11 protein-coding genes are annotated in these 12,208 nt (G+C 69.6%); 4 read left to right on the top strand and 7 right to left on the bottom strand.

The features are described from left to right. Position 1 precedes the first annotated feature (1 nt). From ectB to A8G15_RS18570, 3 genes are all read left to right on the top strand, one after another. Positions 2 to 1,279, top strand: coding sequence for a diaminobutyrate--2-oxoglutarate transaminase (gene ectB, locus A8G15_RS18580; RefSeq protein WP_068162823.1), 1,278 nt, complete (start codon positions 2 to 4; stop codon positions 1,277 to 1,279). Positions 1,280 to 1,343: 64 nt separating this feature from the next. After that, positions 1,344 to 1,739: an ectoine synthase gene (locus tag A8G15_RS18575; RefSeq protein ID WP_068162820.1), complete on the top strand. Its 396-nt coding sequence runs from the start codon at positions 1,344 to 1,346 to the stop codon at positions 1,737 to 1,739. Positions 1,740 to 1,788: 49 nt separating this feature from the next. Then, positions 1,789 to 2,724, top strand: a complete 936-nt coding sequence (locus A8G15_RS18570) for a D-isomer specific 2-hydroxyacid dehydrogenase family protein (protein WP_068162817.1) — start codon at positions 1,789 to 1,791, stop codon at positions 2,722 to 2,724. Here the strand turns inward: A8G15_RS18570 and ligD are convergent. Continuing rightward, positions 2,718 to 3,680 carry a non-homologous end-joining DNA ligase gene (gene ligD / locus A8G15_RS18565; protein WP_068162815.1) on the bottom strand — a complete coding sequence of 321 codons (963 nt, stop codon included), beginning with the start codon at positions 3,678 to 3,680 and terminating at the stop codon, positions 2,718 to 2,720. The genes A8G15_RS18570 and ligD overlap by 7 nt on opposite strands. A gap of 73 nt (positions 3,681 to 3,753) precedes the next feature. Here ligD and A8G15_RS18560 point away from each other — a divergent pair, with 73 nt between their 5' ends. Then, entirely contained in the window at positions 3,754 to 4,593 is an 840-nt protein-coding gene (locus tag A8G15_RS18560; protein WP_068162889.1) for an NAD-dependent protein deacetylase, read from the top strand. Here A8G15_RS18560 and proB read toward each other — a convergent pair. The 6 genes from proB to ndk all read right to left on the bottom strand — a co-directional run bounded on the left by proB (position 4,590) and on the right by ndk (position 12,202). Then, entirely contained in the window at positions 4,590 to 5,690 is a 1,101-nt protein-coding gene (gene proB / locus A8G15_RS18555; RefSeq protein WP_068162812.1) for a glutamate 5-kinase, read from the bottom strand. The genes A8G15_RS18560 and proB overlap by 4 nt on opposite strands. A 35-nt stretch (positions 5,691 to 5,725) precedes the next feature. Then, positions 5,726 to 7,183, bottom strand: coding sequence for a GTPase ObgE (obgE, locus tag A8G15_RS18550; protein ID WP_068162809.1), 1,458 nt, complete (start codon positions 7,181 to 7,183; stop codon positions 5,726 to 5,728). A 169-nt stretch (positions 7,184 to 7,352) separates the two neighbouring features. Then, positions 7,353 to 7,616, bottom strand: a complete 264-nt coding sequence (gene rpmA / locus A8G15_RS18545; protein ID WP_068162806.1) for a 50S ribosomal protein L27 — start codon at positions 7,614 to 7,616, stop codon at positions 7,353 to 7,355. Positions 7,617 to 7,652: 36 nt separating this feature from the next. After that, positions 7,653 to 7,964 carry a 50S ribosomal protein L21 gene (gene rplU / locus A8G15_RS18540; RefSeq protein ID WP_068162803.1) on the bottom strand — a complete coding sequence of 104 codons (312 nt, stop codon included), beginning with the start codon at positions 7,962 to 7,964 and terminating at the stop codon, positions 7,653 to 7,655. A 273-nt stretch (positions 7,965 to 8,237) separates the two neighbouring features. Then, the gene (locus A8G15_RS18535) at positions 8,238 to 11,393 is read right to left on the bottom strand and encodes a translation initiation factor IF-2 N-terminal domain-containing protein (protein ID WP_068162801.1); all 3,156 of its coding nucleotides are present in this window, start codon (positions 11,391 to 11,393) and stop codon (positions 8,238 to 8,240) included. A 389-nt stretch (positions 11,394 to 11,782) separates the two neighbouring features. Then, complete coding sequence (ndk, locus tag A8G15_RS18530; protein ID WP_068162798.1) at positions 11,783 to 12,202, bottom strand: nucleoside-diphosphate kinase; 420 nt, start codon at positions 12,200 to 12,202, stop codon at positions 11,783 to 11,785. Between the last annotated feature and the right edge of the window lie 6 nt (positions 12,203 to 12,208).

Genomic DNA, 12,208 nt, shown 5'->3' with positions numbered 1-12,208 from the left:
AATGACCATCCTGGAACAGCGTGAAACTTCTCGGACCAGCATTTTCGAGAACCTCGAATCCGAAGTTCGCAGCTACAGCCGCTCCTGGCCCGCCGTTTTCGAAACGGCGTCCGGTTCGTGGCTGCGCGACGAGAACGGCAAGGACTATCTCGACTTCTTCGCCGGTGCCGGCGCCCTGAACTACGGGCACAACAACCCGGTCCTCAAGACCGCGCTCGTCGACTACATCATGAACGACGGCATCACCCACGGTCTGGACATGCACACCGTGGCCAAGCGGGAGCTGCTCGAATCGTTCGAGCGCACGGTCCTCGAACCGCGCGGACTGGACTACAAGGTGCAGTTCCCCGGCCCGACCGGGACCAACACCGTCGAGGCCGCGCTGAAACTGGCCCGCAAGGTCACCGGCCGCGAGTCGATCATCAACTTCACCAACGCTTTTCACGGCATGACGCTCGGCGCCCTGTCGGTGACCGGCAACTCGATGAAACGCGCCGGCGCGGGCGTGCCGCTCGTGCACGCGACCCCGATGCCGTTCGACGGCTACTTCGACGGCTCGACCGAGGACTTCCACTGGTTCTCGCGCGTCCTCGACGACTCGGGCAGCGGCCTGAACCGGCCGGCCGCGGTGATCGTGGAGACCGTCCAGGGCGAGGGCGGCGTCAACGTCGCGCGCCCGGAGTGGCTGCGAGCGCTCGCCGACCTGTGCGCCGAGCGCGGCATCCTGCTCATCGTCGACGACGTGCAGATGGGCTGCGGCCGCACCGGCCCGTTCTTCTCCTTCGAAGCCGCCGGCATCACGCCGGACATCGTGACGCTGTCGAAGTCGATCGGCGGCTACGGACTGCCGCTGGCCCTGACGCTGTTCAAGCGCGAACTGGACGTCTGGGGTCCCGGTGAGCACAACGGCACGTTCCGTGGCAACAACCCGGCGTTCGTGACCGCGCGGGCGGCGCTCGACCACTACTGGTCCGACGATCGCCTCGAGCGCGACACCCTGCGCAAGGGCGAGCGGATCCGTCAGACGTTCATGAACCTGGCGACGATGTTCGACGGTGTGTCCACCCGCGGTCGCGGCCTCGTCCAGGGCCTGGTGTTCGACGACCCCAGCGACGCGCAGAAGGTGTGCGCGTTCGCGTTCGAGGAAGGGCTGCTCGCGGAGACCGCGGGACCTTCCGACGAGGTCGTCAAGCTGCTGCCGCCGCTGACCATCACCGACGACGAACTCGAGTACGGGCTCAACATCATCGCCGAGGCCACCGCGAAGGTCTGCGCCTGATCCGCCCGCACTGCTCCACCTGCGCGGTCCGTCCGCGAAAGTCTTTACAGCAGAGGATTTTTCCATGATCGTACGCACCACCGACGAAATCACCGGCACCGAACGAGACGTCGAGTCCGAGGACGGCAACTGGCGTAGCAAGCGCATCGTGCTCGGCGGCGACCGCGTCGGCTTCTCGTTCCACGAGACCACCATCGGGGCAGGCACCGTCAACGAGTTCCACTACGCGAACCACGTCGAGGCGGTGTGGCTCGTCGAGGGCACCGGCAAACTCACCGACCTCGAGACCGGCACGGTGTACCCGCTGGCGCCGGGCACGATGTACCTGCTGAACGGTCACGAGCGGCACCGCGTCGAGCCGGACACCCGGATGCGGATGCTGTGCGTGTTCAATCCGCCGGTCACCGGCCGCGAAGTCCACGACGAGAACGGCGTCTACCCGCTCGTCGAAGTCGACTGAGCGCACAGCACGAGATGACCCGGAGCGGGCGCACGAATAGAGTCGAACCATGACCTTCGTGCGTCCGCCCCGCATCGCTGTCGGTCCCGTCCCGGACGCGTTGTTCGACCGGGCGGTCGTGCGCGGGGGTGGGGTGCCGTGCCGGCTCGACGAGCAGCCGGACGCGCTGGTGTGGACCGGTGGGCCCGCCGATTTCCCCGAGTCGCTGCCCGCGTCGGTGCGCTGGGTGCAACTGCCCGCGGCCGGGGTCGAGCAGTGGTTCGACGCCGGCACCGTGAAGTCGCACCCACAGGTGGTCTGGACGTCCGCGGCCGGCGCCTATGCCGCAACGGTCGCCGAGCACGCTCTCGCACTGCTCCTCGCCGGCGTGCGGGCGCTGCCCGCCCACCTGGCCGCGTCGTCGTGGACCCCCGCCGAGTTCTACCCGAAGCTCGGCACGTTGCGCGGCGCACTCGTCGGCATCATCGGGGCCGGGGGGATCGGCCGCGCCCTGATCCCGATGCTGGCCGGCATCGGCGCACAGTCCCTGGCCGTGACCCGCAGCGGCCGTCCGGTCCCGGGCGCCGCCGAAACGCTCCCCGTCGAACGGATCGACGAACTCTGGCCCGCCGCAGACCATTTCGTGATCGCCGCGTCCGCGACCACGCGGACCGTGCGGCTCGTCGGTGCCCGTCAGTTCGCGGCGATGAAATCGACGGCCTGGGTGATCAACGTCGCCCGCGGGTCGCTCGTCGACACCGACGCGCTCGTCGACGCGCTCTCGACCGGTGCGATCGCCGGCGCCGGACTCGACGTCACCGATCCCGAACCCCTCCCCGACGGCCATCCCCTGTGGGCGCTGCCGAACGCGATCGTCACCCCGCACGATTCGAATCCGCCGGCGCTGCGCATACCCGCCTTCGCCGACCACGTCGTCGAGAACGTCACCCGCTTCGCCTCCGGCGCCGAACTCGCCGCGATCATCGACACCAGCGCGGGTTACTGACCCGGTTCGGCGAGCCCGGCCGCCTCGTCCCGATCCGCCCAGTCCAGCAGCGGATCGAGCGCGAACACCGCCTCGTCGATGCCCGCATGCAGGTCCCCCAGCTTCGCGAACCGGTCCGGAACCGTGCGAATCGTGAAATCGCGAGGGTCCACATCGTCGATCTCGTCCCACGTCACCGGCGTCGACACGGTCGCCTCCGGGACCCCGCGCACCGAATAGGCCGCGGCGATCGTGTGGTCCCGGGCATTCTGGTTGTAATCGACGAACAGCTTCGCGGGATCGCGGTCCTTGCGCCACCACGTGGTGGTGACGTCCTCCGGGACACGTCGTTCGACCTCCCGCGCGAACGCGAGGGCAGCCCGGCGCACGTCACCGAAATCCCACCGCGGATCGATCCGCACGTACACGTGCAGGCCCTGCCCACCGGAGGTCTTCGGCCATCCGGTCGCCCCCAGCTCGCCGAGCAACTCGCGCACGACACCCGCCACCCGCCGCACGGTGCCGAAATCGCACTGGGGCATCGGGTCCAGATCGATGCGCCACTCGTCGGGCCGTTCGACGTCCGCGCGCCGGGAGTTCCACGGATGGAACTCGACCGTCGACATCTGCACCGCCCACACCACGTCCGCGATGTCGGTGACGCACAGCTCGTCGGCGTAGCGGTCGTAACGCGGGAAGTGGACCTGCACGGTCTGCACCCAGTCCGGGGCTCCGCGCGGCAGGCGCTTCTGGTGCACCTTGTCGCCGGCCAGTCCGTCCGGGAACCGGTGCAGCATGCACGGGCGCTCCCTCAGCGCCCGCACGATGCCTTCGCCGACAGCCAGGTAGTAGTGCGCCAGGTCCAGTTTCGTCGCGCCCGTCCGCGGAAAGTACACCCGGTCCGGATGGGACAGGCGCACGGTGCGGTCGCCGACGATCAGTTCGACGGCGTCGGACGACTTGCCGGTCGGTGCCATCGGTCCATTGTGTTCACTCTCGGCGGCCTGTGGGACGGAACGCGTGGATCGGGGTCGCGCTACCGTGGACAGCGTGATCGACGACCTGCACTCGCTGCTGGCCGGGCGCCGGGTCGCGGTTCTCACCGGGGCCGGGCTCAGCACCGACTCCGGCATCCCGGACTACCGCAGTCCGAACTCTCCCCCGCGCAACCCGATGACATTCCAGCAGTTCGTCGGCGACCCGGTGTTCCGCCGCCGCTACTGGGCGCGCAACCACGTCGGCTGGCGTCACATGGACGCGGCACGCCCCAACGACGGACACCGCGCGCTCGCCGCACTCGAGCGCAGCGGCACGGTGCTCGGCGTCATCACCCAGAACGTGGACCTGTTGCACACCAAGGCAGGCAGCCGCCGCGTGGTGGATCTGCACGGCACCTACGCGCAGGTGCGCTGCCTCGCCTGCGACCATCGCATCTCGCGGTTCACCCTGTCCGAACTGCTCACCAACGCCAACCCCGGATTTCTCGAACATGTCCGTGCCACAACGGGTTCGGAGGTCGCACCGGATGCCGACGCGGTGGTCGAGAACACCGACGAATTCCGGGTCGTCGACTGCGAGCGGTGCGGGGGCATGCTCAAACCCGACATCGTGTACTTCGGCGAGTTCGTGCCCCGCGACCGCGTCGAGCGGGCGTACACACTCGTCGACGAGGCCGACGCACTGCTCGTGGCAGGCAGTTCCCTCACGGTGCAGTCCGGCCTGCGGTTCGTGCGCCGGGCGGCCGCGAGCGGCAAACCGGTCGCGATCGTCAACCGCGGCCGCACCCGCGGCGACCGCTTCGCCGATCTTCGGGTCGACGCCGGCTGCTCGGAAACCCTCGCCACCCTCGCCGACACCGATGCGCGCGGCACCCTGGACGAAAGCGCCTAGAAGCGGGCGAGGTCGTCGGCGTGCACGACGGGACGCTGCAGGTCCGGTGGGAGCTGCTGCGTCGAGAAACCGATCATGAAGTCCAGTTCGCTCGCGTCGTACGCGACGACGCCCCGCGCAACGGTCCGTCCGTCCGGGCCGACCAGCCCGACGACGTCCCCGGCATGGAACGACCCGCTGAGCCCGGTGACACCGGCGGGCAGCAGCGAACGCCGGCGTTCCACCACGGCGCGGACCGCCCCGGCGTCGAGGTGCAGATCGCCGTGGGTGTCGGCGGCGTGCCGCACCCAGAACGTGCGGGCGGACATGCGGTTCGGGCGCGCCGCGAACGCGGTCCCGACGTCCGCTGCGGTGAGCGCCCGATCTGCCTGCGCGGCAGCGGTGAGCAGCACCGGCACTCCCGAATCGGCGGCCAGGCGTGCCGCGGACAGCTTCGACGCCATCCCACCGGTGCCGAGCGCGCCCCCGGATCCGGCGACGACCCCGTCGAGATCCTCGGGGCTGGTGACCTCCGGGATCAGCGTCGCGGTGCCCTTGCGGGGATCACCGTCGTACAGACCGTCGACATCCGAGAGCAGGATGAGCGCGTCCGCGCCGACCAGGTGCGAGACGAGCGCGGCGAGCCGGTCGTTGTCGCCGAACCGCAGTTCCGTGGTTGCGACGGTGTCGTTCTCGTTGACGACCGGAACGGCGTGCAGGGCACGCAACCGGTCCAGGGTGCGCTGCGCGTTGCGGTGCTGAGTACGGCGGGCGATGTCGTCGGCGGTGAGCAGCACCTGCCCGACGGTACGTCCGTAGCGGGCGAAGGACGTGCCCCACGCGTGAGCGAGCGCGAGCTGTCCGACACTGGCGGCGGCCTGCTTGGTGGCCAGGTCGCGGGGCCGGCTGGTCAGCCCGAGCGGCGCGAGACCGGCCCCGACCGCACCGGAGGACACGACCGTCACATCGGAACCGGCCTGCATGCGGGCCTCGATCGCGTCGACCAGCCGGTCGAGACGATCACGGTCGAGGCCTCCGACCAGGCTGGTGATCGCCGACGAGCCGATCTTGACGACGACGCGGCGTGCGGAAGCGATGACCTCGCGGGTGTCGCTCACGGTGGTTCTGGCCTGCCTTTCGGATGAGCGCCGATCTAGAATTCGTCGTCGTCGGTGGCGAGCCCGCGACGCACCTTCTTCGCATGACGGCGCTCGGCTGCGCCGACACGGTCGACCTGATCGAGGCGGGCATCGGTGCCGCGGCCGGTGGGCACGATATCGACACCGGCCTGCGTCTGCGGCTCCCATTCGAAGCTGACGTCGCCGATGGTGACGTAGCAGCCCGGCTCGGCGCCCTGCTTGACCAGTTCGTCCTCGACACCGAGGCGCGCGAGACGGTCGGCGAGGTAGCCGACGGCCTCGTCGTTGTCGAACGCGGTCTGCCGCACCCAGCGTTCCGGGCGGGTGCCACGGACGATGAAGCCGCCGGGGGTCTCCGGATCGGCGATGACGCTGAATCCGGATTCGTCGCGGGCGACCGGCCGGATGACCGGGCGCTTCGGCGCGGCCGCCGGATGAGCGGTCCGGTACTCCTCGACCATGCGGGCCAGGGCGAAGGTCAGCGGGCGCAGACCCTCGCGGCTGACCGCGGAGATGGTGAACACGGGCCATCCGCGTGCTTCGAGTTCGGGGGTGACGAACTCGGCGAGTTCGGCGGCATCGGGTACATCGGCCTTGTTGAGGATGACGATGCGGGGCCGGTCGGCGAGGTCGCCGAGGCTGCTGTCCCCCGACAGCGCCGGCTGGTAGGCGGCGAGCTCGGCTTCGAGCGCGTCGATGTCGGAGATCGGGTCGCGGCCCGGTTCGAGGGTCGCGCAGTCGACGACGTGCGCCAGCACCGCGCAGCGTTCGATGTGCCGCAGGAAGTCCAGGCCCAGACCGCGGCCCTCGCTCGCGCCGGGGATCAGACCCGGCACGTCGGCGACGGTGAAAGTGGTGTCGCCGGACTGCACGACCCCGAGATTCGGCACCAGCGTGGTGAACGGGTAGTCGGCGATCTTCGGCTTCGCCGCGGACAGCACCGACACCAGCGAGGACTTGCCTGCGGACGGGAAGCCGACGAGGCCGACGTCGGCGACCGACTTGAGTTCGAGGACGAGATCGCGTTCTTCGCCTTCCTCACCGAGCAACGCGAAGCCGGGCGCCTTGCGCGCCTTCGAGGCGAGCGCGGCGTTGCCGAGACCACCGCGGCCACCGTGCGCCGCGACGAATCGGTTGCCGACGCCGATGAGGTCGGCGAGCACCTTGCCGTCGGTGTCCAGCACGACGGTGCCGTCGGGCACCCGGAGCACCAGGTCACCGCCGTTGGCGCCGTCGCGGTTGCTGCCCGCGCCCTGCGCGCCGTTGGTGGCCTTGGCGTGCTGATGGAAGTGGAAGTCGAGCAGCGTGTGGACGTTGCCGTCCACTTCGAGGATCACGTCGCCGCCGTTGCCTCCGTTACCGCCGTCGGGGCCGCCGAGCGGCTTGAACTTCTCGCGATGGACGGAGGCGCAACCGTTGCCGCCCTTACCGGCGCTGACGTGCAGCACCACCCGGTCGATGAAGCGGGACATGGGTGGACCTCTCTCCGTCCGGACACCGATGACGTTCGGCATCGGGTGTACAGGAAAATCAGGGTGTAAACGAAAACAGTAGGGGCGGACCGGGTATGCGACCCTGGTCCGCCCCTACTGGGAGTATGTCGCGAGGGAAGCCCTCGCAAAGTCCGAATCGGACGGCAGATCAGGCGTCTGCCGCGACCGGAACGATGTTGACGGTCTTGCGACCGCGCTTGCTACCGAACTCGACCGAGCCGGCAGCAAGGGCGAACAGCGTGTCGTCGCCGCCGCGTCCCACGTTCACACCGGGGTGGAAGTGGGTGCCGCGCTGACGCACGAGGATCTCGCCGGCGTTGACGGCCTGGCCGCCGAAACGCTTGACGCCGAGTCGCTGCGCGTTCGAATCGCGACCGTTGCGGGAGCTGGATGCACCCTTCTTGTGTGCCATGACGAACCCTCCTGGGGTTGAAGCTGGAAGTTCGAGTTACTTGATGCCGGTGACCTTGACGACCGTCAGCTTCTGACGGTGGCCCTGGCGCTTGTGGTAACCGGTCTTGTTCTTGAACTTGTGGATGCGGATCTTCGGGCCCTTGGTGTGCTCGACGATCTCGGCGGAGACCGAAACCTCGGCCAGCTTGTCGGCATCGGTGGTCAGCGCGGACCCGTCGACGACGAGGACCGGAGCAAGGGAGACAGCCGTGCCGGGCTCACCCTCGATCTTCTCGACCTTGACGAGATCGCCCTCAGCGACCTTGTACTGCTTACCGCCGGTCTTGACGATCGCGTACGTTGCCATCGGACGGCTACCCCTTGCTTCTTCGAACGTGCTCGCGCCACGGTGTGCAGCGCGACTGGTCTGTGGTTGCTGACTCGGAGCCCGCAAGTCTTACCCGATTTCTCGGTTTCCCGGAATCCAGGCGCAGCTGGGCTGTATCGCGAGTAGCGACTGTGCAAGATTACGGGAAGGTGACTGCCAGGGTCAAACCGGTGGTGCCGATTGTGTCGAACGACGCCTGCGCTCGGCAGCCACCCCTCACCGGCCCGCGAACGGCGGGCCGGTGAGGGTGTCTCACGCTTCTGCGTCGACCGGGGGACCCGCGGGCCGGCCGGCGGCACGACGCCGGCGAGGCCGTCGTTCCACGACCGTCGCGGCCGCGTCCCCGTCTCCGCCCGCGACAGCCGGGGCGGGTTCCGCCGCCGGCGCCTCGACGACCGTGGGCGTCGGGATGACGAACACGGTGCCTGCACCTTCGCTGTCCCCGGCCGGTGCCGCTGCGGCGCGGGAGACCCGGCGGGCACGGCGGCGCCGGGGCGCCTCGGCCTCCGTCGGCGCTTCCACCTCCGGTGCCGCGGTCTCCGACTCCCCCGCCTCGCCCTCGGGTGCCGAGGGCTCACCGGCGGGCTCTGCGCCGACCGTGGTCTCGGCAACCGGCTCGGACGGGGTAACCGGGGCGCCGGGTGCCTCGTCGGCAACCGCAGCCTCCGACTCCTGCTCCACTACCGCCGCGACGGCGGGCGTCTCCGCCTCGACCGCGGTCACATGCTCGGTGTCCGCCTCGGTCGCATGGTGGGCAGCCATCGCCAGCGCGACCGGATGCGCCCGGCGAGCCGCGGCCTCCTCCGGCGTCGCATGATGCTGCGCCGCGGGTTCCGCCGCCGGCTCGTGGTGCTGCGGCTGCTGCGACTCCTGCCCTGCCCCGCGATCACGGTTGCGCTTGCGACGCGATCCGCCACCCTCGCTCTTCGAGCGGCCCGACTCCTCGGCCGGCTTCGATTCGATCGGATCGGAATGAACGATGAGGCCGCGCCCGTGGCAGTGCTCACACGTGGTCGAGAACGCCTCGACCAGGCCGGTGCCGAGCCGCTTGCGGGTCATCTGGACCAGACCCAGCGACGTCACCTCGGACACCTGGTGCCGGGTCCGGTCGCGCCCGAGAGCTTCGGTGAGGCGGCGCAGCACCAGGTCGCGGTTCGACTCGAGGACCATGTCGATGAAGTCGACGACGATCATGCCGCCGATGTCGCGCAGCCGCATCTGCCGCACGATCTCCTCGGCCGCTTCGAGATTGTTACGGGTGACCGTTTCCTCGAGGTTGCCGCCCGCACCCGTGAACTTACCGGTGTTGACGTCGACGACGGTCATGGCCTCGGTGCGGTCGATGACGAGCGTGCCACCGGACGGCAACCACACCTTGCGGTCGAGCGCCTTGGCGAGCTGCTCGTCGATGCGGTGGGCGCTGAACACGTCGACACTGCCCGGGTTGTCGTACTGCTCCACCCGCGGCAGGAGATCCGACGCCACGGTGCGGATGTAGTTCTCGACGGTGCGCCAGGACTTGTCACCCTCGATGACGAGCTTGGAGAAGTCCTCGTTGAACAGGTCGCGGACGACCTTGACGAGCAGGTCCGGCTCCTCGTACAGCGTCTTCGGGTGGCCGGATGCCTCGGACTTCGCCTTCGCGGCCTGCTCCTCGATGGCGGCCCACTGCGTCTGCAGCCGGGTCACGTCACGCGAGAGCTCCTCCTCGCTGACGCCTTCGGCGGCGGTACGGATGATGACGCCGGCGTCCGCGGGGACGATCTCACGCAGGATCTCCTTGAGACGCTTGCGTTCGGTGTCCGGAAGCTTGCGGCTGATGCCGGTCGACGAACCGCCCGGCACGTACACGAGGAATCGGCCCGCAAGGCTGATCTGTGTGGTCAGTCGGGCACCCTTGTGCCCCACCGGGTCCTTGCTGACCTGCACGACGACGTGATCGCCGGGCTTGAGCGCCTGCTCGATCTTGCGGGAGTTGCCGCCGAGGCCCGCGGCCTCCCAGTTGACCTCGCCGGCGTACAGCACGCCGTTGCGGCCGCGGCCGATGTCGATGAACGCGGCTTCCATCGACGGCAGCACGTTCTGCACCCGGCCCAGGTAGACGTTGCCCACCATGGACGCCGAGTTGGCGCTGGTCACGAAGTGCTCGACGAGGATGCCGTCCTCGAGCACCGCGACCTGGGTCATGCCGGCGTGCGAACCCTCGGTGCGCTCCCGCACCACCATGACCCGGTCGACGGATTCGCGACGGGCGAGGAACTCGGATTCGGTGAGGATCGGCGGACGCCGGCGGCCGGCCTCCCGGCCGTCGCGGCGGCGCTGACGCTTCGCCTCCAGTCGCGTCGAACCACTGATGCCCTGGACCTCGTCCTTCGCGGCACGGGTCTTGCTGCGCGGTTCACGCTCGTGGATCACGGTGGGAACGGAGTCGTCCTCGGTGGTGTCCGCGGCCTCGCTGCCCTTGCGACGACGGCGACGGCGACGGCGACGCGAGGTGCCCTCACCCTGCTCGTCCTCCGCGCCGGCCTCGTCCGACTCCGCAGTCTCCTCGGCGGACTCGGTCGCCTCGGCCGCCGGGGTCTCCTGAGCTTCGGCGCTCCGCTCCGGCTCGGCCTTGCTCTCCGCTTCGCCACCCTCGGTGGTGTCGATGTCCTCGCCGCCTTCGGCTGCTTCACCGCGACCGCGACCACGACCTCGGCGTCCACGACGCCGACGGCGGGGATGGTCGTCGTCGCTCTCGGCGACGGCCTCGGAGGGCGCTTCCTCCGTCGCGGGCTCTTCGGTCTCCTCCATCTCGGCGACCGGCTCGGCGGGCGCCTCGGCACCGCGACGGGTGCGGCGGCGGCGCGGCGCGCTCTCGGCCGGCGGAGTCGGCTCGGGCTGCAGGAACAGCGGTGCCTCGACGACGGGTTCGGTGGTCGCGGGCTGCGGAACCTCGAACAACGGGGTGTCCTGTACCGGAGCGGTGAAGAGTGACCCGGGTCCGGCGGGATGCTGCTCGGTTTCGGGGGCTGCTTCGGGTTCCGGGGCAGCCTCGACCTGCGCTTCGGTCTCGGCGGGGGCTTCGGTCTCGGCGGGGGCTTCGGTCTCGACCGGAGCTGCCGGTGCGGTCTCGGGGACCGTCTCCGCGGCGGGGGCGGTTTCGTCGGTCGCCGGGGCAGTTTCGTCGGTCGCCGGGGCAGTTTCGTCGGTCGCCGGGGCGAGCAGCGCGGCGCGCACCTGCTCGGCGGCTTCCCGGTGGAGGGTCGAGTGCGCGCTGCGCAACTCGTGGCCGAACTCCGCAGCTTTCGCGATGACCTGCTTGCTCGTCAGTCCGAGCAGCTTGGCGAGAGCGTGCACCCGGATCTTCGCGGGCAGCTCCGCTGCGGCTTCGGTGGAATTGTTGTCCTGCGGCACCTGATCGGCCACGTAAGTCTCCTAATACCCCCGGGCGCGTCCATCGCTGTCATCGACGATGTGACGCGGCCACGCGGGGGCGCAGCTTGTGTGCTCGCGCCCCTCGGGCGCGAGATTCCGGTCTCGCATCGCGCGGTCGTCCGGTGCCCGTTATCACTGCACGGCCGAGCGTTGCCTGGCTTGATCGCGAGTCGAGCGCCGGAACATCCAGCATGTCGCCGAGCGAGGTGTCTCCTGCGTTTCTCGGCCACAGCGATGTCGGGCATCGATCCGTGATGTCGTCGGCCGCTCCGCACGTGTTCGTCCGGAGCAACCTTCCCCAGTATCCCACACAGGATTGCCCGGATACGCCAACGGCGCCCCGAAGGGCGCCGTCGACCGGTCTCGGCTTCGGCGAGCGACTAGCCGTTCGCGAGCTCCGGGAACCACAACGCGATCTCCCGCTCGGCGGATTCGACCGAATCGGAACCGTGCACCAGGTTCTCGCCCGCGTCGAGTCCGAGGTCGCCACGGATCGAACCGGGAACGGCCTTCTCGACGGGGTCGGTGCCACCGGCGAGCTGCCGGAACGCCGCGATGGCGCGCGGGCCCTCGAGCACGGCGGCGACCAGCGGGCCACCGGTGATGAACTCGATCAGCCCCGGGTAGAACGGCTTGCCCTCGTGTTCGGCGTAGTGCGCCCCGGCGATCTCTTCGGTCGCGGTGCGCAGCTGCAGCGCCACGATGTTGAGGCCCTTGCGCTCGACGCGCGAGAGGATCTCTCCGACATGACGGCGTGCGACGCCGTCGGGCTTGATCAGTACCAGTGTCCGTTCAGTCACGCCGAA

Source organism: Rhodococcus phenolicus (assembly GCF_001646785.1).
Lineage (GTDB): Bacteria > Actinomycetota > Actinomycetes > Mycobacteriales > Mycobacteriaceae > Rhodococcus > Rhodococcus phenolicus.
Note: the sequence above shows the minus strand (reverse complement) of the source record. Positions and strands in the feature narration are given on the sequence as shown.